Below are 25,287 nucleotides of genomic sequence, written 5' to 3' on the forward strand. Positions count from 1 at the left end.
AAATTTCATTTTAAATTTTACACTTATAAAACTTAACTCCTCCTACCCAAATCTCTTCAATTAAGTTTTCTTTTATTAAATCATTAAAAACAATCTTCGTATGCTCATCAAAAATATTTTTTATATCACTATCAGTAAATGGGCGCTTTTTTAATGTATTTAATAACTCTTCTCTTGTTAAATTTTCTATTCTAAAATTTATTTTATCTCGGGTTGGAATATAAATACTTTGATTTTCTAAAAACTCAGACAATCTAAATAATTTTTCTATACTAACGCCTTCAACCTTATATGCTGGAGGTCTATCAATAGTAGAAATATCAACTCTATTAGGATTTATCTCTTTTAAAACCTTATTTATTTTTTTAAATTCTTCATCTTTATCATTTATACCTTTTACTACAAGAATTTCAATAATAAGCTCACCAATATATTTTTTTCTAAAATCTTTTATCCCATTAATAATATTTTCAATATCTATTCCTTCAGAGCGATCTAACTTTTTAAAAATTGAAGGTGTTACAGCATCCAAAGAGAGCTTGACAATATCAAGTTTTTTTAGTGAATTTTGAATTTTTGGATTATCTATTGTAGAAGAGTTACTAAGAATTAAAAGTTTCTTATTTAAAAGTTTTAATTCATCTATAAGTTCATCCAAATAAGGATATAAAGTAGGTTCACCATTACTTGTAATAGTTAATACATCAAAATGGTGCAAACTCACAGCTTGTTTTACCTCTTTGATAACATCATCAACTTTTGGGGGATTATCATAATTTAAAATAGGTTTTGCAGGTTCTAGTTCACAATAAACACAGTCAAAATTACATCTTTTTTTATCAGGAGATAAATCTATCCCTAAGCTCATGCCAAAGCGGCGAGAAGCCACCGGCCCAAAAATATATTTCACTCTATATTCCTTCGCTTCTTTAAATTCTTTAAATTTATTATTTTTAAGATTTAATGTTCGCCTTTATGCATATAATATAATGCTAGTGCCAATGCTAAAATACTTCCAGCAAGATAGAGCATCTCAAGTGGCGTATCAAAACTCATATGCATCACTCTTTTAAAAAATCCAACAATTAAAACCATTACTACAACTTTTCCAAGTTTATCTTTTAGTTCATCTAAACTATGAATAGCAAGTATTTTATCTCCAACATCACTCTCTTCTGCATCATCTATTTGAGATATAAATAGTTCATATATACCAAAAGCAAAAATAAGTAAAACAACTGCTATTAAATACAAATCAATTGCACCGATTATTTTTCCAATTAATAATTCATGAAAATTTTCAGGATGAAAATCTGCAAAAAAGAATTTATATGTTTTAACTGCAATTTGAACAATATCATAACTTGCAACAGCAAATAAAATAAATGCTCCTATCATTCCAAAAACAACAGCTAAAATTACGATTAGTCTACTTCTCCATAGTGTACTTTCAAATATAGCTTCAAAAAGTCCTCTTCTTTCCATTATTTCTTTCCTTTTAAAAATTTTTCACCTTCCATCTCTATCCATTTTAAACCAATTCTAACTGCATTAGTAGCAGCACCAACTCTTAATTGATCTGCAACATTAAAGAAATGAAGAACTTTTGGATCATATAAGTCACGTCTTATTCTACCAACATATACATAGTCTGTATCAGTTGCAATTATTGGCATTGGATATTCGTTATTATCCGGATTATCAATAACTTTTATATCTTCAAAATTAGCTAGTACTTCTTTAGCTTTTTCAACATCAACTTCTTTTTCACAATAAATTGTAATAACCTCACTATGACTTCTAAGAACTGGTACTCTTACACAAGTTGGAGCTACTTGTATATTTGAATGCATAATTTTATTAGTCTCATTTACCATTTTCATCTCTTCTCTTGTAAAACCATTATCCATAAATTTATCAATATGAGGAATTACATTTAATGCTATTTGCCAAGGGAATACTTCTCTCTCTTCTACTTTTTTGTCAAGTGTAAAGTTAAATATTGCTCTCATTTGCTCAAACAACTCTTCCATACCTTTCTTACCAGCACCACTTACCGCTTGATAAGTTGCTACATCTACTCTTTTTATGTTAAATTCTTTATGAAGCGGAGCTAAGCTAATTACCATTTGAATAGTAGAACAATTCGGATTTGCGATAATTCCTTTTTTATTCCATAAAGCAATATCTTCAGGGTTTACTTCTGGTACTACTAAAGGAATGTCTGGGTCCATTCTAAAATAGCTTGTATTATCAATTACAACTGCCCCAGCTTCCACTGCACATGGAGCAAACTTTGCACTAATACTTCCACCAGCAGAAAAAAATGCAATATCAATATCCTCTTCTTCGAAAACTTGACAAGTTAATTCTTTAACTTTTAATTTCTCTCCTTTAAACTCAACCAGAACACCTACACTTCTAGCACTTGCAAGAGGCACTAGTTTTTTTATAGGAAAATCATATTCTTCTAAAACTCTTAAAAACTCTTCTCCAACAGCTCCTGTTGCACCTACAATTGCCACATTGTACATATTTACTCCTTAAAAAAAGATATCCTTATCAGTAATTATATTACCATCACTTAAAATCGCAGCCCTTTGGACTACATTTATTAATTCCCTTATATTTCCTGGCCATTCATAATTTAATAGTTTCTCTTTTGCACTATCATTAAATTTTTTTTCAACGAAACTATATTCTTTCACCACATTTTTTAAAATATTTTCAGCAATTGGAAGTATATCATTTTTTCTGTTTCTTAGCGGAGGAATTTTAATAGGAATTGTGTTAAGACGGTAATATAAATCTTCTCTAAATTTGTTATTTTTTATCATATCTTCAATATTTTGATTAGTAGCACTTATTATTCTTACATCAAGTTTTTTTGCTTTTGTACTACCAAGCCTATAAAACTCTCTCTCTTGCAGTACTCTTAATAGCTTTGCTTGTAAATGATAAGGCATCTCAGCTATTTCATCTAAAAATAAAGTCCCACCTTCTGCAAGTTCAAAAAGACCTTTTTTATCTTTAACAGCATCAGTAAATGCTCCTTTTTCGTATCCAAAAAGTTCACTTTCAATTAAATTCTCTGGAATTGCACTCATATTTACAGCAATAAATTTCCCGCTTCTCTCACTATTTTCATGAATAAATTTTGCAAATTCTTCTTTTCCTACCCCACTCTCTCCAAGAAGCATTACATTAGCATTAGTAGGAGCTACTTTTTTTGCTATTTCAAGAGCTTTTAGGGTATTTTCATCATGTGCAATAAACTTTGATTTAATAGAAGCTTTTTTACCTTTTGTTTTTTCTTTTATTTTTACATTTCTTTGAATCGCCTCAATTAAATCCTCAACTTCAAATGGCTTTGTTAAAAAATCTTTAACTCCAAGTCTTATGCATTCTATTGCTTTATTAAGCGTTGCATTTCCTGTAATCATTATTACTTCATATCTACCATTTAATTCTTTTACAAATTCTATTCCATCCATTTTTGGCATTGTAATATCTGTAACAATTATATCAATACTTTCATCTAACTTTTTTAGTGCATCAAGAGCATGTCTAAATTCAACTACCTCAAATCCGTGAGCTTTCAAAGCAAGTGATAGAGATTTTCTCATATTTATATCATCTTCAACAATTGCGATTTTCAATCCTTTTCCTTTATATAAAAATATGCTTTATCATCTTTTATAATAATATCAAATAAGTGAGGAAGATATATAAGTTTTGAGATAGAAATAAATGTAGAGTAACTCTTTTCATCATATCCTGAAATACTAATATCTGTTAAAATTAATTTATTAATTATTTTGTCTTTTTTTAATTGACAACACTTTAAAAAGTCTTTTGTTTGGCATTTTATTGAAAAAAGATACTTTTTTTTAGAAAAATTTTTATGCAATAAATTTTTAGAGCAATTTATCTTTGAATATATAATTTTATTATTTTTAGAAATAATCTCAAAGGAGATAAAATACTCCTTTGCTATTAAATTAATTATTAATAAGCCTATTCCAATAATCTGAATCAATCTTTACACTCATAGTAACTGTATAAATTCCATCTTTAAAAGATTCTTCATCAATATTAGCACCTCTTATAATACCATTAACATATGCTCTAAGAGTAGAGTTTTGAAGCATTAAATTTCTTACACTATCTTTTCCATTAATTTTTATTCCATAAATTTTTTCTGCAAGTGCTTTATAAGCATCAAGAATTGCCGCACGTCTAGCCATTGCTTTTGCTTGAGCTACTGAAGTTACATTTGAAGGCACTACTCCTTGCCCACTGCTTTCAATAGTAAATACAGTAACTTTATCACAAGATACCTTTTTAGTCATTGGATTATTTTGACATAATACATCATTAGATACAGTAGAATTTTTAGTAACATTAGTAACATTTGAAGCACATCCAAAACTTAAAACTACCATCAATGGTAATATTTGTTTAATCATAAAAACTCCTTTTTCTTTTAAATCGGAAAAAAGAAAAAAGTTTTAAGCCTCATCAACTAAAACTTTCTCTTTCTCAGCAGGAGTTTTAGCTACACTTACAACTTTATCATCATTATCAAGTTTTACAACTCTAACACCTTGAGTATTTTTACCAGTTTTACTAATTGAATCAATGCTCACTCTCACCATTTTCCCTTTGCTTGTTAAAAGCATTAAATCATGATCTTTTTCAGTAGCTACTACTCCTACCAAATCTCCTGTTTTAGAAGTCAGTTTCATAGCAATTACACCCTTACCACCTCTGTTTGTAAGTCTATAAAGACTAGCTTCCGTTCTCTTTCCAAAACCTTTCTCACTAACACTTAAAATTTCTTGATTCTCATCTTTAATCGCAAGAGCACCAACTACCTCATCGCCTTCTATTTTAAATGTAATTCCTTTTACACCTCTTGCATTTCTACCCATTTCTCTTACTGTATCTACAGGAAATCTTATTGCCATCCCTTTTTTAGTCACTATGAAAAGATACTTGTCTTCAGGTTTTACTATTTTAGCAGTTACAAGTTCATCTCCTTCATCAATTACAATTGCTCTAACTCCTCTACTTGAAATATTCTTAAATTCACTTAAATTTGTTCTTTTTACAATTCCTTGTTTTGTAAAAAACGCTAGAGATTTATTTTCATCAAAATCACTAGTTTTTATAATAGTTTGAATTCTTTCATCTTTTTCTAGATTAATTAAATTTACAATTGCTTTACCTTTACTAGTCCTTGTCCCTTCTGGAATTTTATATACCTTTAACCAATGAAGTTGACCTTTATTTGTAATAATCATAAGTGTGTCGTGTGCTTTTGCAATATAAAAATCTTCAATAAAATCATCTTCATATGTGGTTAATGCTTTTTTTCCTTTTCCACCTCTATTTTGTCTTTCATATGTTTTTAGTGGTACTCTTTTTACATAACCTCTATGAGTAATTGTAACTACCATCTCTTCATTTGGAATTAAATCTTCAATATCAATATCATCATAATCATCAACTATCTCAGTAAGTCTAGGGGTATTATATTTTTCCTTAATTTCAAGTAACTCTTCTTTAATTACACTATTTAAAACACTTTCTTCTTTCAAAATAGAATTAAGATATGCAATTTTTTCCATTAATTCTTTATACTCTTTTTCAAGTTTTTCTATTTCAAGTGAAGTAAGTCTACTAAGTTTCATATCTAAAATTGCTTGAGATTGAATTTCACTCAGGTCAAATCTTTTTATTAATTTTTCTTTTGCATCTTTTGTAGTTTCACTTTTTTTAATAAGTTCAACTACTTCATCAATATTTGCAAGTGCAATTCTTAAGCCCTCTAAAATATGAGCTCTTCTTTTTGCTTCTTCTAGTTCATAAATTGTTCTTCTTATTACTACTGTTTTTCTAAATTTTATGAAAGTTTGAAGAATTTCTATTAAATTAAATAGTTTTGGTTCTTTATCAAGAATTGCAAGCATATTAATACCAAAGCTTACTTGCATTTGAGTATGTTTATAAAGATTATTTAGAATTATCTCACTCATTGCATCTTTTTTTAACTCAATAACAACTCTAATACCTTCTCTATCACTTTCATCTCTTACTTCACTAATACCTTCAATTACTTTATCTTTAACTAAATCACTTATTTTTTCAATAAGTTTTGCTTTATTTACCTGAAAAGGAAGTTCATCTATCACAATTGTTTCTCTATTTCCTCTATGCTCTATATGATGTTTTGCTCTTATTTTGATTGACCCTCTTCCTGTTTTGTAAGCTTCTATAATTCCACTTCTTCCGTAAATTATTCCACCAGTTGGAAAATCAGGACCTTTTACAAAGTTTAAAATATCTTCAAGTTTACATTCTTTATTGTCAATCATATAAATTAGAGCATCAATAAGCTCAGTTAAATTGTGAGGTGGGATATTAGTAGCCATACCAACAGCAATACCGCTACTTCCATTCACAAGCAAGTTTGGAAATCTTGCAGGAAGTACTACTGGTTCTTTTTCGCTTCCATCATAGTTAGGTATAAAATCTACAGTATCTTTATCTATATCTTTTAGAAGCTCTTCAGCAATTTTTGTAAGTCTTGCTTCAGTATACCTCATAGCAGCAGCATTATCACCATCAATACTACCAAAGTTACCTTGTCCATCAACAAGTGGTATTCTCATAGAAAAATCTTGAGCCATTCTAACAAGTGCTTCATATACAGCAGAGTCTCCGTGAGGATGATATTTACCTATTACATCCCCTACAATTCTAGCAGACTTTTTATAAGTAGACGATGAAGTAATACCCATTTTTTGCATTGCATAAAGTATTCTTCTATGGACAGGTTTTAGTCCATCTCTAACATCAGGAAGTGCACGTCCTACAATTACGCTCATAGAATATTCAAGATAACTTTTAGCAAGTGTATCTTCAATATTAACCTTAATAACTTGCATTCATATCCTTTTTTATTCAGATTATACCAAATTATCGGCAACTCTTATCACTTAAGACTACACTAAATAATACATTTACATTATATTTTTCTAAAGTCTTAATAGCTTCTTTTATTGTAATTCCAGTAGTTTTAATATCATCTACTAAAATTACATCTATATTTTTTTTACCTAAATATATAAAATTCCTAGGATTTTTTAATCTAAACTCAAGTGATTTTCCTGCATACTTCACATCAGAAGTCGCTATAAGAGAGCCAAAAATAGGATTTAGATATTTTGAATGCAAGGCTTTTGCCAAAATTGCTGTATGAGAAAACCCTTTTTTTGGATTATCATCTATTGGAATCACGTAAGCTTTATACTCAAAGTTTAATGCAAATTCCCTAAAAGGCCTAGCTAATATTTTATATACCAAATCACCTCTTTTGTGATATTTATATTTGTTAAAAAATTCTAAAACATCATAATCAAAAAAGCTAAAAACATTATCTCTTTTTACTAACTTTGGAATTAACATTTTTCTTTCACACTCTTTACAAATAATGCTAAAACTGCTTTTACCACACACAACACATTCAAATATCATCTAATTTTACACCTTAATTTTTCACTCAGACCAGTTTACAGAGGCCCAGTAAGCTTTTCATTTTTTACTTTTCACTTTTTTTAATTCTCCATTCTCCATTTTCCATTCTCAATTGGTATTAATACCCTTCATCCTTAGGCTTATGTCTAAATAAAAGATATAAAGCTACTATACTACCTATACTAAAAATAATAATCCCACCATAAAACACTCCATCTACTCCACTAGCACTTCCTCCCATAATCATACCAACTCCAAAAAACATAAGTACCGCTGCACTAACTCCTGCTAATTCTCCTTTTGTAAGTTTTCTGTTTTTTAACTCATCATTTTTCATTCTATCCTCCATAATCAGTGTATTAGTATATTTGTTATTAGTATATTGGTTATAGCAACTTTAGAATAATTTACCTAAATTTTTTATCTCTCAATTCCCTTCATCTCTTTCACATTTAATATAAAACCAATTAACCAATACACCAATAACTAAAAGTGCTTCTCATAATTATAATACAAAACATCCTCTTTGCTTTCACATTTTGTAATTGTTATCTCACTTCCCGAGTTATAAAAAATAGTATCTTGGTCAAACATATTTCCAATTCTAAGTGCTTCTTGTTTTGATATATCATATATTATAAAAGACTCTTCTTTATGTTCATATAACTCTCCTATGCTTGTCATATATTCAAATTTAAGAGACTTTATCACTCCTTCAAGCTCAGTATTTCTAATAAAATTTAAAAATTCATTTAAAATTAAATTTTTTGGATTATGAGCAGTAATAATAGTAAAAGGTCTTTGAAGTATAGACTTTTTACTTGGAATAAACTGAAAGCTCACCCATTCTCTTCCCCATGGATTATTTATAAGAAATTTTGTATATCTTAAATAATCATTATATTTTTTTTTAAAATCTACCACTATCTCATCATCTACCATTAAAGCATCTTCTGCTTCATCATAAATGCATTTGCCTAAATAATCTCCTATTCCAATAACTTCAAACTTCATAACTTTCCTTTTTTGATATAATTCTTAAAAAAGGTCTAAAATGCAAAAACTTTTTGGGTTTTTATTTTTTATATCATTAATTTTTACAGGATGCAGTCTCAAAAATGCTATCAAACAGGACCCTATATACGAAAAAACTCTAAAATACACTCAAAGGTGTCAAATCATAAGTTCATTTGAAACAAAAGCTTTAATTGATATTGTATATTTAAACCCGCTTTATCCTAATAAATTTGAAAAGCCTACTTTCTTAATAGGCATTTATAATGATTTCAACAATACTATAAACAACATAGAGTTTAATCTAACTATAAACAACAAACCAATAAAAGTTTCTTCAATCCCTAATTACATTTTATACAAAAATTTTCCATTTTACAATAGCTGGATGAATTATTATTTAATAACAACAAACACTAAATCACCTTTTGTTATAGAATATAAAAGCAAACATTGGGGAGAATGCGTTATAAAAGTAAAAAGTAGCCAAGTTCCGAGTTCCAAGTGAAGAGTGAAAAGCGAAAAAACTTACCCGATTATCAGTTAGTAAAAGGTATTAGAGGTTATAGAGGTATTAGGGGTAATAAAAGTTTTAGAGATATTAGAGGTTTTAGAGCTTCTACCAGCCTCTACTAACTCCTACAACATCTACAACCTTTACTAACCTTTACTAAATTATTTTTGTTTTAAAACTTTATGTAATGTTAAATTTTTATCTCCAAAAATATGAGAATATATCACATAATTTGCAATTACTTTTTTCCCATATTCTCTGCTCTCATCATATGGAATAAGTTCAATACTTAAAAATGGTTCATACTTACCTTTATATTTGAAATTTGGCAATACTTTTCTATTTACAAAACCTATTCCTCCATTATATGCGTATGCTACCATCAAAGGATCTTTTAATTTTGAAAAAAGCCATTTTTGATGTTTAACTGAAAGCTTTACATTTTCTCTATAATCAAATTGACTAAAAACATTACCTCTCATTTCTCTTACTAAAAATGGCATCATCTGCATAACACCTAAAGCATAACTTCTAGATACGCTAGCTGGAATAAAGCAAGATTCTTGCCTTGCAATTGCATATACAAAAGCTTTAAAACTTGTATTGCTATCTTCATACATTTTAGGAGTAATAAAGTAATTAACTTTATACTTATTTGCTTTATCTAATACTATAGCTTTGAGCGCTATTGAATTGTTTGAATCAAGTTCTTTTGCAAAATTATACAAATCTTGTCTCTTTTTAAACTCATCCCAAAATTTTAAAACATCCCAAGGATTAGTTTGGTCATATTTTGGTTTATTAATAGTATTGTAAATAATTTTATTTCTAATATCAAAATAAACATTTTTTTCTTCATGAGCATATAGAGTATAAAAATTAATTCTTGGATTGCTTAATAGTTTATCAAGATATTTATCTTTACCTGTAAGTTTCCAAAGCCAAAAATACTCTTTTGACTTTTTGTTTTTCATTGATTTTAAAACTTTTATCGCTTTATTTTTGTTATCAAATTTTAATTCATTTAAAAAAAGCCACCATTTTACATTATCATCAAACTTTCTAAAATCTAATTTTGTAAGGGAAAGTCTTAAAAGCGGCAAATCATTTAAAACTATACTTTTTACAAAAAGATAAAAATATTTATCTTCAAAAAGATCAAAATTATCTACAACCTGGTCTATTTCTTTTTGAGGATAATTTATAATAAAATAATACCCTGTGTCTCTATCTTTAAAAATTTTAGAAAAGTCGTTATATAAAAATGCATATACTGCGTTTTTTTCTTTACCTTCAGGAAGGTTTTTATACAAATATTTTAAATCATTTTTATCTAATTTAGCAATACTTCTAAGCCAAAGCCCATTATCCAGAATACACGCAATATCAACATTTTTTATATCTTTAACAGTAGGATCTATACATTTGTAAATATCTTTAAATTCATTAAATTTAGATAGAATTTTTAAATGAAGCATCTTTTTTTTATAAAGAGCATTATATGCTTTATAAGCTAAAGACAAATTATTAGTATCTCTCATAAATTCTGTTAAATAAAAATCCCTTACATAACTTTTAGGCTTTACTAATAACTCTTTTAATTCTATTGCAAATACTAAAAAAGGGAAAAGAAGAAAAATTGATTTCATTAATAAAGAGATGCAATTATATTACTAATTAAAATTTGTAAGAATTGAAGAGCTAAAATTAATATAATTGGCGATATATCAAATCCACTAAAGTTTGTAGGAATATATCTTCTAATAAATGAATAAATTGGTTCAGTTACAGCATATAAAAATCTTACAATAGGGTTATAAGGGTTTGGCTGAACCCAAGTAATAAGTGCCGCTATTATTACCACCCAAATATAAAGTCCAATTACTAAATTTATAAATTGCAAAATACTAATTAATACTGCGTTCATTGCTTTGCCAATGTGTAAAGTTTAATAACCAAAAATAATACTGTTAGATCAAAGATAATAAAAAATATCCAAGTCAATGCCTCCATTAATTTTCCTTTATCTGTTCTGTTAAATCACTCATTACTCTATATAATTTTACCAAAATAAACACTGAAATAATAAAGTTAATAAATAAAAAATTCATTAAAACAAAAATTTTTGTACTAAAACCTTTTATTAAAATATAAAAAACCATACTTGCAATAGCTGAAATTAAAGCAAGTGTCAATAAAACAACTCATCTAAAAATTTCCCTTACGTTAGCTAATTTCTCTTTATAATACTCTCTCATCTACTTTTAATTACTTCTTTTAAATATGGCAACATTGCATTATATAAATCTTTAATTTCAGCACCATGTTTTTCATTTATTAAAAGTTCTCTTAAAGGCATAAAAAGTTTTTTACCTTTAAGAGATGTATTTTTCATAACTCTCTTTTTAAAATCATCATAGTTTTCTTCTAACTCATTTTCTAAAATTTCTTTTTTTAGAATTTCTCGTTCATCTTTAAACTCTTCATCAACAGATTTCTCAAAAACTTTTTCAAATTTTTCTTTTATCTCTTTAAGAGTAGAACTTTCATCTCTAAAAATCTTTAAAAGCTCTTCATAACGAGAATTATATCCTAAATATTCTGATAAATTTTCTATTTTCTTCATATGTTCTTTATTTAAAAATTTAAGTTTTTCTATATCAAATTTTGCAGGTGCTTTTGAAATTTTACTTAGATCAAAAAATTTAATTGCTTCTTCCAAAGTAAATACTTCTTTCTCAAAACTATTCCCAAGTAAAATTAAATAATTTGCAATAGCTTCTGGTAAAAATCCTTCTTCTAAAAGCCATTTTACTGATGCATGATTTTCTCTTTTTGAAAGTTTTTTACCCTCAACATTTAGAATAATTGGTAAGTGAGCATATTTTATCTCTTTATTATATCCTAAAGAATTTCTTATATGTATCTGTTTTGGAGTATTGCTTAAATGATCCTCTCCTCTAATTACTAGAGTTATATCATAAAGCATATCATCAATTGCACATGCAAAATTATACGTAGGAGTTAAATCTCCTCTTAAAATTACAAAACTATCCACTTCAAATGGAGATATATCAAATTCACCTTTTATTTCATCTATAAACTTTATATTATTTTCAGGTTTTTTTATTCTAATAACAAATGGCTTTTTTTCTACAATTAGCTTTTCAACTTCACTTTTACTTAAATTTTCACATTTACCACTATATCTGTAAGGTCTTTTTTCTATTTTTGCTTTTTCTTTTTGTAGTTTTAACTCTTCCTCATCACAAAAACAAACAAAAGCTTTTTTTGAATCTAAAAGCTGCTTTGCCAACTGCTGATGAATATGAAAATTTGATGATTGATAAACTACTTGATCATATTTTATCCCAAATAGATCTAAAATTGTTAAAATTTCTCTATCTTTACCCTCAATATTTCTTTCTTTGTCTGTATCTTCAATTCTAACTATTAACTTCTTACCTGTTTGCCTAGCTACAATATAATTAAAAATAGCAACTCTAAGATTTCCTATATGCATATCTCCTGTTGGACTTGGTGCAAATCTAAGCATTTAACCCTTTCATGAATATATTTTTTTGCTATTTTCTAATACTATCTCAAACATTTTCTCATCTTTCGATATTAGTTCAACAAATTTATCAAATTCTTGGAATAGAAGTGTAGCATATTTTTCAATATCTTTTAACTTTTCATAATACCATTCATAATTATTTTTATTTACTCCTTCTTCTTTTAATCTTTCTAATACTTCTAAACCTATAGAATGTATAAAATCATGATACTCTTTCATTTTTTGATAATGTTGTAATCTAACTAATATTTCTTTTATTTCAGGTATTTCCATCCACTTTCCAAGCATACAAGTAGATGAGTTAATCTCAAACATTTTATTTTCAATATGTTCTTTTGTAACAGATGAATAAAGATTTGATTTGAAGATAATATGCGCAATTTTAAATGTAATAAAGATTAATTTTAATTTATTAGTATCTGAGATTGAACTTACTTCTTTTAAGTCTTTTTGTAATATATTTAAAAGACTTTCAAAACTTTCAAGTGAATTATAAGATTTGCTACTAATTTCTACCACTTTTTCTGTATTATCACTCACTGTCATAAATTGCTGCTGAAGAGTTTGAATAGTAATTGCTATTTCATTAGTAGCTTTTTGAGTTTTTTCAGCTAGTTCCCTTACATTATCAGCAACAACTGCAAACCCTCTACCATGTTCACCTGCTCTTGCCGCTTCTATTGCTGCATTAAGAGCTAGAAGATTTGTTTGGTCTGCAATATCTTTAATAAGTTCTACTATATCAGAAATTGAACTAATATGATTTGCCATATTTTCAATTTCAGCTGAAGTTTCTGTTACTTTTTGAGAAAGCTCATCAAAACCACTTTTTGTCTCTTGCATAATTGCATAAGTTTCATTTGCTTTATTTGATGACTCTTTAACTTTAATAGCAATATCTTTAAATGCTTCATCAATTTTATAAATTGACTCTCCTACTCTTCTAAAGTTTTCAGGCACACCACCATCAATTGTGGTAAGCATTTTACTAAGGTTTGCAAGAAGTTCTACTTTTTTTGAAATTTTAAGTGATTCAATCGCTTTTTCAAATTCAAGCGCTACATTTCTAAATTCTCCATGAAGCCCACTTGGTAATATATATCTATAATCTTCTCCATTAATTATGGCTTTAATAGAATTCTTAGTTTCTCTTAATAAATCCTCAATCTGATCAAGAGATTCATTTATATTCCACCCAATTTGCTCTTCTTTCGTTTTATCATCATCAAGTATAATTCTATGATGAATTTCTCCATTATATACTTTTTCTACTACTTCCTTGATTTTATCAAGAGTATCTTTTTTTTCTACTGTCTTTTCTCTTTTAATCCAAGGTAATATTACAATTATCAAAAACAATACTGCTAAAATATACTCCTCTTTAAAAGTAGAATAAATAACTCCAATTCCCGATATTGATGAAATTATAACTTCTATAATTTTTCTCATTTTTTATCCTTGTTGCAAATCAAATACTAATTTATTATATTTTTTTATGACATTTTCGTCATTAGTATCTAATAACTCTTTTAACAATTCATAACTTGCACTAATACCCCCTTGTTTTTCAGCTTCTAAAAGCTTTTTATATATCTCACTCATAAATTCAATTCCACGTCTACTTGGTTTTTTTCTAAAAGAAGTGTATCCAACAATATTGCCTTGAAGATCGACATCAGCAGTAATATAAGCAAAAACCCAATAATATCCTCCATCTTTTCTTAAATTCTTTACAAACCCAAAAAATTCTTGTTTGTTTTGAATCAAATCCCAAGCAATTTTAAAAGCAATACGAGGCATATGCGGATGACGAATGATGTTATGATTAGCTCCAATTAGCTCAAATCTACTCCATCCAGCCATTTCCACAAATATCCTGTTACAATATGTAATATAACCTTTTGGATCAGTTTTTGAAACTATAAAATCATTATCATTCATCACTTTTTCAATATTTTTTATCTCTTTTGGCGCATCTAATTTTGAAAGCCTCTTTTTAGATTTTAATTTCTCTTGTATTCTCTTTTCATCTATCATATTATTCCTTTTAAATCGGTCTAAACATTGTAAGTGCAATCATTATTATAAAAATCATAAAACTTAACCAATACATTATTTCATAAATTTTTGATGAAAAATTAATCTTTTTTAGTAAAACATAGACTAAAAATATGTTCTCAATTATTAATAAAACATCAAATGTAAGCTTAATATGAAACCAACCGCCTGACTTTGCAACTACTGGATTTAAAAGTATTAGCTTTGTTCCTATACCCAAAACAATTAACATCATAAATACTGATAAAATACCAAATATATATTTATCTGATAAATTGTTTTGAAGAGATTTTATAAATTGAAGTAAAAAAATAGCCCAACTAAATACTACTAATAAATGAAATCCATACCAAAGATAATACATTTTCCTTCCTTTTTTGGAAAATTATAGCGAATATTTATTCACTATTAATATCGACAAATTTTTGTAAAATTTTAATAAAATTTTAACAAAATTTTAATAAAAAAAGTAAATAATTCATTATAAACAAAAAGTGTCTGTTACTTTTTATTTGGTAAAATATAAAAGCAAGAGACTATTTAGGGGCTCTTGCTACTTCTACTCCATTTACTCTTACAATAATAAAATCACCATCTACATCAAACTCTATTTTATCTCCATCTTTAACTTTACCCTCAAGTATAAGTTCAGCTAATTTATCTTCCACTACATCAGCTAATGCTCTTTTTAGTGGTCTTGCACCAAATACTGGGTCAAATCCAACCTCAGCAATAAAATCTTTTGCTTTTTCGCTAAGTGTAAGTTCAATTTCTCTCTCATAAAGTCTTTGTTTAATTTTTCTAAGTAATATTTCAACAATTTGTTTAACTTGCTCTTTTCCTAATGGATTAAATACAACTACTTCATCAAGTCTGTTTAAAAATTCTGGTTTCATTCTTCTTTTAAGTTCTGCCCATACAGCTTCTTTTCTAGCATTTGGGTCTTTTATCTCCATAATAATATCACTAGCAATGTTACTTGTTAAAATAATAATTGTATTTTTAAAATCAACAGTCACACCTTTATTGTCTGTAAGTCTTCCATCATCAAGTACTTGTAAAAGAATATTAAATACATCAGGATGAGCCTTTTCAATCTCATCAAATAAAATTACACTATATGGTTTTCTTCTAACAGCCTCAGTTAACTGTCCACCTTCTTCATATCCAACATATCCAGGTGCAGCTCCAATTAGTTTAGATACTGAGATTTTATCCATATATTCACTCATATCAAATCTAATTAATGCTTTTTCATCATCGAATAAAAATCTTGCAAGAGTTTTTGCTGTTTCAGTTTTACCAACTCCTGTCGGACCTAAGAACATAAAACTTCCAATTGGTCTATTTGGATCAGATAGACCAGCTTTATTTCTTTTGATTGCTCTTGCAACTGCCCTAACCGCCTCATCTTGTCCAACAACCCATTTTTTGAGTTCATCTTCAATATGAAGAATTTTTTCAAGTTCACTTTTTAACATTTTGCTTACAGGAATTCCTGTCCATTTACTTACTACATTAGCAACTGACTCTTCATCAACTGCACTTTTAAGCAATGTCCCTTCTTTTAGCTTCTCTTCCCATTTTTTTTCAAGTTCTGATAATTTTTTATTAAGTTCAACTATTTTTCCATATTCTATTTCAGCTGCTTTATGGAAATTTCCTTCTCTTTTTGCAATTTCAGCTTCATTTTTTAATCTTTCAATTTGTTCTTTAATTGAAGCTATCTCTTTTAAAATCCTTTTTTCTTCTTCATATTTAGCCTCAAGTTTTCTTTTCTCTTCTTCAAGATTTGCAAGCTCTTTTTCAATTTCTTCTAGTCTTTTTTTATTTTTACCTTCCATTTCAAGCGCTTGTTTTTCTACCATTAATTGCTCTATTTCTCTTTTAATTTTTGCAAGTTCAAATGGCTCACTTTCAATCTGCATTCTAATTTCAGCCGCTGCTTCATCAATTGCATCAATTGCTTTATCAGGTAAAAATCTATCAGTAATGTATCTATCAGTAAGTTTTGCAGCAGCTACAAGTGCTTCATCAAGAATTTTTACTTGATGATGTGCTTCTAATCTATCTTTAAGTCCTCTTAATATTCTAATAGCTTCATTTACACTTGGTTCATTAACCATTACAGGCTGAAACCTTCTTTGAAGTGCTGCATCTTTTTCAAAATATTTTCTATATTCTTTTAAAGTTGTTGCACCAATTGTTCTAAGCTCACCTCTAGCAAGAGCAGGTTTGAGTATATTTGCAGCATCCATACTACCCTCACTTGCACCTGCTCCTACGATTGTATGAATCTCATCAATAAATAAAATTACATCAGGATTTGCTTTTACTTCATCAACAACAGCTTTTAATCTATCTTCAAATTCACCTCTATATTTAGCACCAGCAATAAGTGCTGTCATATCTAAAGCTATAATTCTTTTATTTTGAAGGCTAGTTGGCACCTCTTTTTTTACAATTCTTTGAGCCAATCCCTCAACTAGTGCTGTTTTACCAACTCCTGGTTCACCTAATAAAATAGGATTATTTTTTGTTTTTCTAATAAGTATTTGAATCATTCTATTAATTTCTTCATCTCTACCAATTACAGGATCAAGCTCTGAGTTTCTAGCTTTTGCTGTTAAATCAATACCATATTTATTAAGTGCATCAAGATTTTCATCTGAACTTTTACTTTCTATTTTTTTATCTCCTCTAACTAACTCAAGAGTTTTTTTAAGTTCCATTAAATCTACATATTTTCCTAGTACATTTTTAAATCTATCAATGTTTGCTATAAGCCAAGTATCTACAGCTATATACTTATCTCCAAGTTTTGTAGCAAGAGCTTCTGCTTGTTGTAATGAGTGAATAAGTTCTCTTCCAACTCTAATACTCTCTTTTGTAATATTATCTACTTTTGGAAGTCTATCAACTGCAGATTTAACTTCAAGCTCAATAGCAATTTTATCAATTCCCATTTTATTTAGAGCTTGATTTAGTACAGTATTAGTATTTGTTAAAAGTCCCCATATAACATGTAATGGATGAACTTCTGGATTTTTATTGTGTAAAGCTAAACTTAAACCACTTTCAATTGCTTCCATCATTTGGTTAGTTAATTTCTCGAATAATTTTTCCATATTCTCCTCCTTAAAAGTTTTAGTTGAGCGTATTATAACACTTTAGTCGATTTATGTCAAGTTAATTTAGTTAATTAGTTAATTTGTATATTTGTATATTGGTATATTAGTATATTTGTAATTTCCCATTGTATTCATTCTCGATTCTCCACTTGGAACTTGGAACCTGGAACTTAGCAATTTTTTTCAATTTTTCATTTTCAATTGTCCATTTTCCATTCTCCATTCCTTCCTTGATTTTTTAAGTAAATTAAAATAGAATTTCAAAAACCCTCAAGGAGAATTATGAAAAAAATTTTTTTAGCTATTTTATTGATATTTTCTCTAACTTATGCAAAATACTCTTCTGAATCAAGACTTGCTTCGTATGAAAAGTTTGTAAAAGTTGTAAATATGATTGAAGCATACTACGTAGACCCTTTAACAACTTCTGAAATTATAAATAAACTTCTAAAAGGCGGAGTACCAGCACTTGACCCACACTCAAGTTACCTTGATAAAAAAGCTTTTAAAGAACTTAAAATACAAACAAATGGTGAGTTTGGAGGACTTGGAATTGTTGTAGGTATGAGAAATGGTGTTTTAACTATTATCTCTCCAATTGATGATACACCAGCTTTCAAAGCAGGACTCAAAGCAGGTGATATAATTTTAAAAATAAATGATAAAGCTACAATTGATATGACACTTGATGAAGCAGTAAATTTAATGAGAGGCAAACCTGAAACTAAAATCACACTAACAATTGTTAGAAAAGGTAAAAAGCCTTTTAAAGTCACAATAACAAGAGCAATAATTAAGGTAAAATCTGTAAAAGCAAAAGATTTACAAAATTATTCCGATATTAAATATATAAGAATTAGCAATTTTGATAAAAACGTAGTACCAACCCTAAAAAAAATATTAAAAAAAGTAAAAAAAGAAGGTAAAAAAGGAATCATAATTGACCTTAGAAATAATCCAGGAGGGCTTTTAAACCAAGCAGTTGGTACTCTTGACTTGTTCATAGATAAAGGTGTGCTTGTATCTCAAAAAGGTAGAGTAAAAAGTGAAAGTGAAATTTTTTATGCTCATAGTGCAGGAACATATAAAGAAATTCCTATAGTAATCTTAGTAAACAATGGAAGTGCTAGTGCTAGCGAAATTGTAGCAGGTGGTATGCAAGACCATAGACGTGCTGTTATTGTAGGTGAAACTACATTTGGAAAAGGTAGTGTTCAAGCTATTTTACCTCTTAATAAAAATGAAGCATTAAGACTTACAATTGCAAGATATTACTTGCCAAGCGGAAGAACAATTCAAGCAAAAGGAGTAACACCAGATATTATTGTCCATCCAGCAGAGATTAAAGAAATTAATGAAACTGCTGAAATAAAAGAAGCTAATTTAAAAGCGCATTTAAAAGCAGAATTACAAAAAATAGAAGGTAAAACTAAAAAAGAAAATAAAAATGTACAAAAAATTGATGGTGATTTACAGCTTTTAACAGCTGCAAATATTTTAAAAGCACTAATCTTAGAAAAAAATAAATAAAGGAGTAATATGAAACTATTATATGAAGGAAAAGCAAAAAGAATTTATGAGACTGAAAATCCAAATGAAGTAATTTGTGAATTTAAAAACTCTCTTACTGCATTTAATGGTGAAAAAGCAAGTGAAGAAGAAGGTAAAGGTGCATTAAACTGCGCTATTACTACTTTAATCTTTGAAGCTCTAGAAAGAGGAGGCATTCCTACTCATTTAATTAAACAAATAGATGAGACTAAACAATTAGTTAAAAAAGTGAAAATTATACCTATTGAAGTAGTAGTTAGAAATATTGCTGCTGGAAGTTTAGCTAAAAGATTAGGTTTAAAAGAGGGTGAAAAACTTCCATTTACTATTGTAGAATTTTATTATAAAAATGATGATTTAAATGACCCATTAATAAACGATGACCATGCGATGATTTTAAATTTAGTAGATAACAGAAAAGAACTAAATATTCTAAGAGAATATGGAATAAAAGTAAATGAATTTTTAAAAGAGTTTTTTGACAAAGTAGGCTTAATTTTAGTAGACTTCAAAATAGAATTTGGAAAAGATAGTGAAGGCAATATTATATTAGCTGACGAAATAACTCCTGATAGTTGTAGATTATGGGATAAAGAAACAGGTAAAAAACTTGATAAAGACTTATTTAGATTTAATCTTGGTGATATTAAAGAAGCATATACAGAAGTACTAAATAGACTAAAGGACGTAAAATGAAAATAGCTATAAACGTTCATTTAAAAAAAGGTGTATTAGATCCTCAAGGAAAAGCTGTAATGCACGCACTTGAAACTCTTGGGTTTAGTGACGTAAAAGATGTAAGAGTAGGAAAACAAATTATTATAGATATTGACACAACAGATACTCAAAAAGCAATTGCTAAAGCCAATGAAATGGCAGAAAAACTTCTTGCAAATCCAGTAATTGAAAATTTTGAAGTTGAGGTTAAGGAATGAAAGTAGCAGTAATTGTATTCCCAGGGACAAACTGCGATAGAGATACGAAGTGGGCTTTTGAAAAGCTTGGAGCAAAAGCTGATTTCATTTGGCACAGTGAAGATAGTTTAAAAAATTATGACTTAGTAGTTTTACCTGGTGGTTTTAGTTATGGAGATTATTTAAGAAGTGGAGCAATTGCAAGATTCTCTCCAATTATGCAAGCAGTAAGTGAATATGCAAAAAAAGGTGGTTATGTTCTAGGTATTTGTAACGGTTTTCAGATTTTACTTGAATCTCATTTGCTCCCTGGTGGTATGACAAGAAATGAAAATTTACATTTTATCTCTAAATTTCATCACTTAAAAGTTATAGATAATAACAATAAATTTTTACAAAATTTAAATGTTGGTGATATTGTAAATATTCCAATAGCACATGCGGAAGGTAATTATAAAGTAGATGAAGACACTCTAAAAAGAATGTATGATAATGGTCAAGTAATTTTAAAATATTGTGATGAAAATGGAAATGAACTAAATCCAAATGGAAGTATTGACGCAATTGCTGGAATATGTAATGAGACAAAAAATGTATTCGGACTTATGCCTCACCCAGAAAGAGCCATGGAGAGTATTTTAGGTGGAGCTGATGGAATAAAAATGCTTGAGGGTTTCTTTAAATGAAAAAATTTTTATTAATCTTCTTTTCCTCTTTACTTCTTTTTGCTTATAAAGTAGACATACACAAATGGTCATATAAAGATACTTTTTATGGCTTTTTAAAACAAAACTCTTTGCCTTTAAGTATATATTATAACTTACCAGCAGAAATAAAAAGAAAGTTAAGAAGAATTCCAACTGGTGAAACTATATTTATTTTAAAAGACAACAACAAATTAAAACAAGCCTTAATTCCAATAGATAATAAAAATCAACTTCAAATAATAGAAAAAAATGGAAAATTTATCACAAAAATTGTTCCAATTATTTATGATACTCAGAGAAAATATGTTGAAGTAGATATTCAAAATTACCTAAGCTATGATTTATATAAAACTACTCATCTAAGAAGTTTAACAAGTAAATTAATAAATATTTTTGAAGACAAAATAAACTTTAGAGCAATACCAAAAAATACAAAAATAAAAATACTTTATGAAGAAAAATTAAGATATGGTAAAGTAAAAGATGTAAAAATTATATATGCTTCTATTCAAAACAAATATTACACATACAATGCCTTTTTAAACCCTTATGATGGCAGATATTATGATGAACAAGCTAGAAGTCTTAAGGGAATGTTTTTACCAGTACCTCTTAAATATAAAAGAATTTCATCAAAATTTGGAATGAGATTTCATCCTATTTTACATAAATGGAGAATGCACGATGGAATTGATTATGTAAATAAAATAGGAACTCCTATTCACTCAGTAGCAGATGGAAAAGTTATTTTTAAAGGATGGATAAAAGGTTATGGAAAAACCATAAAAATAAGACACAAAAATGGATATGTTACAATGTATGCCCATTTACACGGATGGCCAAGAGGTATATATGTCGGAAAATGGATAAAACAAGGTCAAGTAATTGCATACTTAGGTAACACTGGTCTCTCAACCGGTCCACATTTACATTTTGGTGTAATGCGCTATGGAAGATGGGTCAACCCAGCAAAACTAAAAAACTCAGCAAAAATTACACTTTGGGGTGAAAAAAGAAAAGAGTTTTTATCATATATAAACACACTTCAAAAAGAATATAACATTGCATTAAAATGAGGGTAATTTTACTACTGATTCCTTTTTTTTTATTTGCTGAAATAATAAAATATGAAAATTTAAAACCTTACTATTATGAAAATCAAATAATAAACATAAAAGCAAAAATAGTTTTACCTAAACCTAAAGAAATTATTGCAATTCCTTCAAATGTTGAAGTTAATTTATCTAAGAAAAACCCATATATTTACTACATTAATATAAAGTTTAAAGCAGACAATATCGAACACAAACTGATTTTAGTAAGTCAAAAATTTTATAAAGAATTTGATCTAAATTCCATTATAAAAATTAAAAAAATAAATCCTCCTAAAAATTATTCTAATATATTAGCAAATAAGTTAGAAATAATAAATCCTATCTCATCAAAATATAAAAATAATAATATCCTTGTCTCTTTTACACTAAAATGTGATAATTGCAATATAAAAGACTTTAATCTAAGTGCAAAAGAACAAAACCTAACTCTTATTTCAAATAATGAAGCCTCATATTATATGATAGTTCCAAAAAATAAAAAAAAGATAGAATTTTATTATTTTAATTTAAAACAAGAAAAGTTTAATAAAATCGAAATACCTATAATACTAAAACAAGAAACAATAAGTACTCAGACAGATCTAAATCCTGAAGAAAATAGATTTTTTACGCCTTTAAATATATTAATTTTAGGTATTATTGCATTTTTCTTAATTGTTTTTATAATATATCAAAAAATTTGGATATTGTTTTTCCCATTAATTTTAGGTGGATATTTAATTTATGTCATCTTACCAAAAGGTGAAGTAATTTTAAAAAGAAACACAAAAGTTCAAATTTTACCAACTAAACAATCAACTGTAATTTACATAACAAAAGAACCTCAAAAAGCTAAAATTTTAAATAAAACAGATAATTACACAAAAGTAGAAATAAATAAAAAAATAGGATGGGTAAAAAATGAAGATATTGAATAGTATTATTTCTTATATTAAACTAGCTCTTGGTGTATTTGTTACTGTAATAGTTTCAATACTTTGTGGAATAGACCCTAAAAGAGAGCTAAAATATAGAAAGTGGTTATCTAGATTTTTAACACAACTTATAGCAAAAGAAATAATTATTGAAGGTAAATTAGATAAAGAAGCAAATATTTTAATAGGTAACCATACTCATAATCTTGATATTCCATTAATGGAAACAGTTATTCCAGAAAAACTAATTTGGGTAGCAAAAAAAGAACTTGGTGAAACTCCAATAATCAAATACATGCTAACAAAAACTGATATGATTTTAGTAGATAGGAGTAACAAACGATCAGTCCTTACTATGCTAAAAGAAGTAAAAAATAGAGTAAACAGAGGCCTTAAAATAGCAATCTTTCCAGAAGGAACTAGAAATAAAGTAAATCCAAAAAAAATGCAAAAATGGAAAAATGGACCAAAAGCTGTAGTAGAAAAACTAAATTTAAAAGTTCAACCTTTTGTTATAGTTAATCTTCCATTTGCTTTTAAGAAAAAGCCTTTTAGGGTTGAAAAACAAAAAATAAAAGTTATTTTTCTTGAGAGTTTTTATCCAAATGAACCTGATTGGTATGAAAAAACAAAAGAAAAAATGCAAGAAGTCCTTGATAAAGAATACAATAAAAATGAAAAATTGAAAATGGAAAATGAAGAAATTACCAATAACTAATATGCCAATAACCAATATACTAATTACCAATACACTAATATACAAGGATATTAAATGAAATTTGATACATATTTAGCAATAGGAATTGGTGGGTTTATTGGAGCTATACTTAGAGCTTATATTACCGGTTTTGTAAATAATTCAATTGAAGCCGATATTCCATTTGGAACACTTATTGTTAACTTAATTGGTAGTTTTACTCTTGGTGTTTTAATAGGTCTTATTCAATTCAATCTTATTGAAAACCCTCACCTAAAATCTCTTTTAACAACTGGTATGATGGGTGCTTTGACCACTTTTTCAACTTTTGCAATTGAAAGTTTTTTTCTATTAAAAAATGGACTTTTTATTGAAAGTTTAGTTTATATTTTATTAAATGTAATAGGTAGTATTGTTTTAGCAGCTGCCGGATTTAAAGGAATAGAAGCAATATATGCGAATTGAAAATTAGTTATTAGTTTATTTGTAAGCAATATACTAATATATAACCAATATACCCATACACTAAGGTAAAATATGTATGTAAGTATAAAATATCTTCATTTTTTAAAATTTAATAATTGTAAAGAATGCAATGATTGTTGTAAAAATAAGTTCTTAGCTCCCCTAGTTTTAGAAGATTTTGAAAAAGCATATAAATTTTTTCCTATTCTAATAGCTAAATTAGATAGCCTAAAACCTGTTATGCTTTTAAGCAACGAAATTTCATGCCCTTACCTAAAAAATAACATTTGCTCAATTTACGAAAAAAGACCACCTGCTTGCAAAATTTATCCATTTTCTCCTTGGTTTGATGATATTTTACTTGATATATCTTGCCCTGGAGTTGGAATATATGGAGAGAAATTACCTTTAACAAAAGATGAATTTATAAATTCAAAGTTTTTTGATACAAGAATTGAGAACATTCAAACTAAAATAATTTCAACTCAAAACTGGTTAAAAAATCAAGATTTAAACTATTTAGCAACGTTTAAAGGCATTTCCCTTTATATAATTAATAATATTAAAGACGATTTTGGAAAAATGCACAAAATTTCCCTAAATTTTTTAAAAAATTATCAAAAAATACTTGCATTTTAAAAACTATTTTACTATAATTTCATCACCACAACGGAAGCTCAGAAGATGACCCGTTAGCTCAGTCGGTAGAGCATCTGCCTTTTAAGCAGAGGGCCGCTGGTTCGAATCCAGCACGGGTCACCATCTGTCCCCATCGTCTAGAGGTCTAGGATACCGCCCTTTCACGGCGGCGACACGGGTTCGAATCCCGTTGGGGACGCCACCTAAAAAGGTCGCTTAGCTCAGTTGGGAGAGCACCAGCCTTACAAGCTGGGGGTCGCAGGTTCGAGCCCTGCAGCGACCACCATTGGAGCCGTAGTTCAGCTGGTTAGAATGCCGGCCTGTCACGCCGGAGGTCGCGGGTTCGAGTCCCGTCGGCTCCGCCATTGCTTCAAAAATCCTGCAATATCAACATCTTTAAAAAAACCAAAGAGGTAAGTTTCAGTTGTTTTATAAATTGTAAATTTTTT

Annotated in this window: 28 protein-coding genes and 4 tRNA genes; 14 read left to right on the forward strand and 18 right to left on the reverse strand. The window is 28.0% G+C overall.

Going from position 1 to position 25,287, the window contains the following annotated elements; all coding sequences use genetic code 11:
* Nucleotides 1–10 precede the first annotated feature (10 nt).
* The 10 genes from ACYQ1U_RS03220 to ACYQ1U_RS03265 all read right to left on the reverse strand — a co-directional run bounded on the left by ACYQ1U_RS03220 (nucleotide 11) and on the right by ACYQ1U_RS03265 (nucleotide 8,556).
* Nucleotides 11–910, reverse strand: a complete 900-nt coding sequence (locus tag ACYQ1U_RS03220; protein WP_459884243.1) for a radical SAM protein — start codon at nucleotides 908–910, stop codon at nucleotides 11–13.
* Between the two features lie 50 nt (nucleotides 911–960).
* Nucleotides 961–1,485: a YqhA family protein gene (locus tag ACYQ1U_RS03225; protein WP_459884245.1), complete on the reverse strand. Its 525-nt coding sequence runs from the start codon at nucleotides 1,483–1,485 to the stop codon at nucleotides 961–963.
* On the reverse strand, nucleotides 1,485–2,534 hold the full coding sequence (locus ACYQ1U_RS03230) for an aspartate-semialdehyde dehydrogenase (protein ID WP_459884247.1): 1,050 nt from the start codon (nucleotides 2,532–2,534) through the stop codon (nucleotides 1,485–1,487). The genes ACYQ1U_RS03225 and ACYQ1U_RS03230 overlap by 1 nt, the downstream gene beginning before the upstream one ends.
* Nucleotides 2,535–2,543: 9 nt before the next feature.
* Nucleotides 2,544–3,659, reverse strand: coding sequence for a sigma-54-dependent transcriptional regulator (locus ACYQ1U_RS03235; protein ID WP_459884249.1), 1,116 nt, complete (start codon nucleotides 3,657–3,659; stop codon nucleotides 2,544–2,546).
* Nucleotides 3,656–4,039 carry a hypothetical protein gene (locus ACYQ1U_RS03240; protein ID WP_459884251.1) on the reverse strand — a complete coding sequence of 128 codons (384 nt, stop codon included), beginning with the start codon at nucleotides 4,037–4,039 and terminating at the stop codon, nucleotides 3,656–3,658. Before ACYQ1U_RS03240 ends, ACYQ1U_RS03235 begins: the two co-directional genes overlap by 4 nt.
* The gene (locus ACYQ1U_RS03245) at nucleotides 4,002–4,469 is read right to left on the reverse strand and encodes an LPP20 family lipoprotein (protein ID WP_459884254.1); all 468 of its coding nucleotides are present in this window, start codon (nucleotides 4,467–4,469) and stop codon (nucleotides 4,002–4,004) included. Before ACYQ1U_RS03245 ends, ACYQ1U_RS03240 begins: the two co-directional genes overlap by 38 nt.
* A gap of 42 nt (nucleotides 4,470–4,511) precedes the next feature.
* On the reverse strand, nucleotides 4,512–6,953 hold the full coding sequence (gyrA, locus tag ACYQ1U_RS03250; RefSeq protein ID WP_459884256.1) for a DNA gyrase subunit A: 2,442 nt from the start codon (nucleotides 6,951–6,953) through the stop codon (nucleotides 4,512–4,514).
* Between the two features lie 31 nt (nucleotides 6,954–6,984).
* Nucleotides 6,985–7,542, reverse strand: a complete 558-nt coding sequence (locus tag ACYQ1U_RS03255; protein WP_459884258.1) for a ComF family protein — start codon at nucleotides 7,540–7,542, stop codon at nucleotides 6,985–6,987.
* 118 nt (nucleotides 7,543–7,660) lie between these two features.
* Nucleotides 7,661–7,879, reverse strand: coding sequence for a hypothetical protein (locus ACYQ1U_RS03260; RefSeq protein WP_459884260.1), 219 nt, complete (start codon nucleotides 7,877–7,879; stop codon nucleotides 7,661–7,663).
* 149 nt (nucleotides 7,880–8,028) lie between these two features.
* Complete coding sequence (locus ACYQ1U_RS03265; RefSeq protein WP_459884263.1) at nucleotides 8,029–8,556, reverse strand: DUF3293 domain-containing protein; 528 nt, start codon at nucleotides 8,554–8,556, stop codon at nucleotides 8,029–8,031.
* 40 nt (nucleotides 8,557–8,596) lie between these two features.
* Between ACYQ1U_RS03265 and ACYQ1U_RS03270 the strand changes: the two genes are divergently transcribed.
* Entirely contained in the window at nucleotides 8,597–9,064 is a 468-nt protein-coding gene (locus ACYQ1U_RS03270) for a hypothetical protein (RefSeq protein ID WP_459884266.1), read from the forward strand.
* A gap of 167 nt (nucleotides 9,065–9,231) precedes the next feature.
* On the opposite strand, the gene ACYQ1U_RS03275 is transcribed toward ACYQ1U_RS03270, so the two are convergent.
* From ACYQ1U_RS03275 to ACYQ1U_RS03310, 8 genes are all read right to left on the reverse strand, one after another.
* A complete protein-coding gene (locus tag ACYQ1U_RS03275; RefSeq protein WP_459884269.1) occupies nucleotides 9,232–10,719 on the reverse strand; it encodes a transglycosylase SLT domain-containing protein in 1,488 nt (495 codons plus the stop codon).
* Nucleotides 10,719–10,997, reverse strand: coding sequence for a YggT family protein (locus ACYQ1U_RS03280; protein WP_459884271.1), 279 nt, complete (start codon nucleotides 10,995–10,997; stop codon nucleotides 10,719–10,721). Before ACYQ1U_RS03280 ends, ACYQ1U_RS03275 begins: the two co-directional genes overlap by 1 nt.
* 85 nt (nucleotides 10,998–11,082) lie before the next feature.
* Nucleotides 11,083–11,265 carry a hypothetical protein gene (locus ACYQ1U_RS03285; RefSeq protein ID WP_459884274.1) on the reverse strand — a complete coding sequence of 61 codons (183 nt, stop codon included), beginning with the start codon at nucleotides 11,263–11,265 and terminating at the stop codon, nucleotides 11,083–11,085.
* A gap of 59 nt (nucleotides 11,266–11,324) precedes the next feature.
* On the reverse strand, nucleotides 11,325–12,626 hold the full coding sequence (gltX, locus tag ACYQ1U_RS03290; protein WP_459884276.1) for a glutamate--tRNA ligase: 1,302 nt from the start codon (nucleotides 12,624–12,626) through the stop codon (nucleotides 11,325–11,327).
* A gap of 9 nt (nucleotides 12,627–12,635) precedes the next feature.
* Complete coding sequence (locus ACYQ1U_RS03295) at nucleotides 12,636–14,096, reverse strand: methyl-accepting chemotaxis protein (protein WP_459884279.1); 1,461 nt, start codon at nucleotides 14,094–14,096, stop codon at nucleotides 12,636–12,638.
* Between the two features lie 3 nt (nucleotides 14,097–14,099).
* A complete protein-coding gene (locus ACYQ1U_RS03300; RefSeq protein WP_459884281.1) occupies nucleotides 14,100–14,684 on the reverse strand; it encodes a PAS domain-containing protein in 585 nt (194 codons plus the stop codon).
* A gap of 10 nt (nucleotides 14,685–14,694) precedes the next feature.
* Nucleotides 14,695–15,069, reverse strand: a complete 375-nt coding sequence (locus ACYQ1U_RS03305; protein ID WP_459884284.1) for a hypothetical protein — start codon at nucleotides 15,067–15,069, stop codon at nucleotides 14,695–14,697.
* Nucleotides 15,070–15,241: 172 nt separating this feature from the next.
* Nucleotides 15,242–17,833 (reverse strand): ATP-dependent Clp protease ATP-binding subunit, encoded by a 2,592-nt coding sequence (locus tag ACYQ1U_RS03310; RefSeq protein WP_459884286.1) that lies wholly within the window; start codon nucleotides 17,831–17,833, stop codon nucleotides 15,242–15,244.
* A gap of 285 nt (nucleotides 17,834–18,118) precedes the next feature.
* Between ACYQ1U_RS03310 and ACYQ1U_RS03315 the strand changes: the two genes are divergently transcribed.
* The 13 genes from ACYQ1U_RS03315 (at nucleotide 18,119) to ACYQ1U_RS03375 (ending at nucleotide 25,203) form a co-directional block, all read left to right on the forward strand.
* Nucleotides 18,119–19,366 (forward strand): S41 family peptidase, encoded by a 1,248-nt coding sequence (locus ACYQ1U_RS03315; protein ID WP_459884289.1) that lies wholly within the window; start codon nucleotides 18,119–18,121, stop codon nucleotides 19,364–19,366.
* A gap of 9 nt (nucleotides 19,367–19,375) precedes the next feature.
* Complete coding sequence (purC, locus tag ACYQ1U_RS03320) at nucleotides 19,376–20,083, forward strand: phosphoribosylaminoimidazolesuccinocarboxamide synthase (RefSeq protein ID WP_459884292.1); 708 nt, start codon at nucleotides 19,376–19,378, stop codon at nucleotides 20,081–20,083.
* Nucleotides 20,080–20,322, forward strand: coding sequence for a phosphoribosylformylglycinamidine synthase subunit PurS (gene purS, locus ACYQ1U_RS03325; protein WP_459884295.1), 243 nt, complete (start codon nucleotides 20,080–20,082; stop codon nucleotides 20,320–20,322). Before purC ends, purS begins: the two co-directional genes overlap by 4 nt.
* Nucleotides 20,319–20,987: a phosphoribosylformylglycinamidine synthase subunit PurQ gene (gene purQ, locus ACYQ1U_RS03330; RefSeq protein ID WP_459884297.1), complete on the forward strand. Its 669-nt coding sequence runs from the start codon at nucleotides 20,319–20,321 to the stop codon at nucleotides 20,985–20,987. The genes purS and purQ overlap by 4 nt, the downstream gene beginning before the upstream one ends.
* Nucleotides 20,984–22,084, forward strand: coding sequence for a peptidoglycan DD-metalloendopeptidase family protein (locus tag ACYQ1U_RS03335; protein ID WP_459884299.1), 1,101 nt, complete (start codon nucleotides 20,984–20,986; stop codon nucleotides 22,082–22,084). Before purQ ends, ACYQ1U_RS03335 begins: the two co-directional genes overlap by 4 nt.
* On the forward strand, nucleotides 22,081–23,040 hold the full coding sequence (locus ACYQ1U_RS03340) for a hypothetical protein (RefSeq protein WP_459884301.1): 960 nt from the start codon (nucleotides 22,081–22,083) through the stop codon (nucleotides 23,038–23,040). Before ACYQ1U_RS03335 ends, ACYQ1U_RS03340 begins: the two co-directional genes overlap by 4 nt.
* The gene (locus ACYQ1U_RS03345) at nucleotides 23,024–23,755 is read left to right on the forward strand and encodes a lysophospholipid acyltransferase family protein (protein ID WP_459884303.1); all 732 of its coding nucleotides are present in this window, start codon (nucleotides 23,024–23,026) and stop codon (nucleotides 23,753–23,755) included. The genes ACYQ1U_RS03340 and ACYQ1U_RS03345 overlap by 17 nt, the downstream gene beginning before the upstream one ends.
* Before the next feature lie 54 nt (nucleotides 23,756–23,809).
* Nucleotides 23,810–24,199 (forward strand): fluoride efflux transporter CrcB, encoded by a 390-nt coding sequence (gene crcB / locus ACYQ1U_RS03350; RefSeq protein ID WP_459884305.1) that lies wholly within the window; start codon nucleotides 23,810–23,812, stop codon nucleotides 24,197–24,199.
* A 72-nt stretch (nucleotides 24,200–24,271) separates the two neighbouring features.
* Entirely contained in the window at nucleotides 24,272–24,838 is a 567-nt protein-coding gene (locus ACYQ1U_RS03355; protein ID WP_459884307.1) for a YkgJ family cysteine cluster protein, read from the forward strand.
* 47 nt (nucleotides 24,839–24,885) lie between these two features.
* Nucleotides 24,886–24,961, forward strand: a tRNA-Lys gene (locus ACYQ1U_RS03360).
* Between the two features lie 3 nt (nucleotides 24,962–24,964).
* Nucleotides 24,965–25,040: transfer RNA gene (locus ACYQ1U_RS03365), tRNA-Glu, on the forward strand.
* An 8-nt stretch (nucleotides 25,041–25,048) separates the two neighbouring features.
* Nucleotides 25,049–25,124, forward strand: a tRNA-Val gene (locus ACYQ1U_RS03370).
* A gap of 2 nt (nucleotides 25,125–25,126) precedes the next feature.
* Nucleotides 25,127–25,203, forward strand: a tRNA-Asp gene (locus ACYQ1U_RS03375).
* The last annotated feature ends 84 nt before the right edge of the window (nucleotides 25,204–25,287 follow it).

The organism is Caminibacter profundus (assembly GCF_054657155.1).

What these genes read in the sequence shown, in the direction of transcription:
- ACYQ1U_RS03315 (WP_459884289.1), top strand. Translation starts at nt 18,119, where the DNA reads ATGAAAAAAATTTTTTTAGCTATTTTATTGATATTTTCTCTAACTTAT.
- purC (WP_459884292.1), top strand. Translation starts at nt 19,376, where the DNA reads ATGAAACTATTATATGAAGGAAAAGCAAAAAGAATTTATGAGACTGAA.
- ACYQ1U_RS03265 (WP_459884263.1), bottom strand. Translation starts at nt 8,556, where the DNA reads ATGAAGTTTGAAGTTATTGGAATAGGAGATTATTTAGGCAAATGCATT.
- ACYQ1U_RS03255 (WP_459884258.1), bottom strand. Translation starts at nt 7,542, where the DNA reads ATGATATTTGAATGTGTTGTGTGTGGTAAAAGCAGTTTTAGCATTATT.
- ACYQ1U_RS03225 (WP_459884245.1), bottom strand. Translation starts at nt 1,485, where the DNA reads ATGGAAAGAAGAGGACTTTTTGAAGCTATATTTGAAAGTACACTATGG.
- ACYQ1U_RS03270 (WP_459884266.1), top strand. Translation starts at nt 8,597, where the DNA reads ATGCAAAAACTTTTTGGGTTTTTATTTTTTATATCATTAATTTTTACA.
- purS (WP_459884295.1), top strand. Translation starts at nt 20,080, where the DNA reads ATGAAAATAGCTATAAACGTTCATTTAAAAAAAGGTGTATTAGATCCT.
- ACYQ1U_RS03295 (WP_459884279.1), bottom strand. Translation starts at nt 14,096, where the DNA reads ATGAGAAAAATTATAGAAGTTATAATTTCATCAATATCGGGAATTGGA.
- ACYQ1U_RS03305 (WP_459884284.1), bottom strand. Translation starts at nt 15,069, where the DNA reads ATGTATTATCTTTGGTATGGATTTCATTTATTAGTAGTATTTAGTTGG.
- ACYQ1U_RS03355 (WP_459884307.1), top strand. Translation starts at nt 24,272, where the DNA reads ATGTATGTAAGTATAAAATATCTTCATTTTTTAAAATTTAATAATTGT.
- ACYQ1U_RS03345 (WP_459884303.1), top strand. Translation starts at nt 23,024, where the DNA reads ATGAAGATATTGAATAGTATTATTTCTTATATTAAACTAGCTCTTGGT.
- ACYQ1U_RS03245 (WP_459884254.1), bottom strand. Translation starts at nt 4,469, where the DNA reads ATGATTAAACAAATATTACCATTGATGGTAGTTTTAAGTTTTGGATGT.
- purQ (WP_459884297.1), top strand. Translation starts at nt 20,319, where the DNA reads ATGAAAGTAGCAGTAATTGTATTCCCAGGGACAAACTGCGATAGAGAT.
- gltX (WP_459884276.1), bottom strand. Translation starts at nt 12,626, where the DNA reads ATGCTTAGATTTGCACCAAGTCCAACAGGAGATATGCATATAGGAAAT.
- ACYQ1U_RS03230 (WP_459884247.1), bottom strand. Translation starts at nt 2,534, where the DNA reads ATGTACAATGTGGCAATTGTAGGTGCAACAGGAGCTGTTGGAGAAGAG.
- ACYQ1U_RS03280 (WP_459884271.1), bottom strand. Translation starts at nt 10,997, where the DNA reads ATGAACGCAGTATTAATTAGTATTTTGCAATTTATAAATTTAGTAATT.
- ACYQ1U_RS03300 (WP_459884281.1), bottom strand. Translation starts at nt 14,684, where the DNA reads ATGATAGATGAAAAGAGAATACAAGAGAAATTAAAATCTAAAAAGAGG.
- ACYQ1U_RS03340 (WP_459884301.1), top strand. Translation starts at nt 22,081, where the DNA reads ATGAGGGTAATTTTACTACTGATTCCTTTTTTTTTATTTGCTGAAATA.
- ACYQ1U_RS03260 (WP_459884260.1), bottom strand. Translation starts at nt 7,879, where the DNA reads ATGAAAAATGATGAGTTAAAAAACAGAAAACTTACAAAAGGAGAATTA.
- crcB (WP_459884305.1), top strand. Translation starts at nt 23,810, where the DNA reads ATGAAATTTGATACATATTTAGCAATAGGAATTGGTGGGTTTATTGGA.
- ACYQ1U_RS03275 (WP_459884269.1), bottom strand. Translation starts at nt 10,719, where the DNA reads ATGAAATCAATTTTTCTTCTTTTCCCTTTTTTAGTATTTGCAATAGAA.
- ACYQ1U_RS03310 (WP_459884286.1), bottom strand. Translation starts at nt 17,833, where the DNA reads ATGGAAAAATTATTCGAGAAATTAACTAACCAAATGATGGAAGCAATT.
- ACYQ1U_RS03335 (WP_459884299.1), top strand. Translation starts at nt 20,984, where the DNA reads ATGAAAAAATTTTTATTAATCTTCTTTTCCTCTTTACTTCTTTTTGCT.
- gyrA (WP_459884256.1), bottom strand. Translation starts at nt 6,953, where the DNA reads ATGCAAGTTATTAAGGTTAATATTGAAGATACACTTGCTAAAAGTTAT.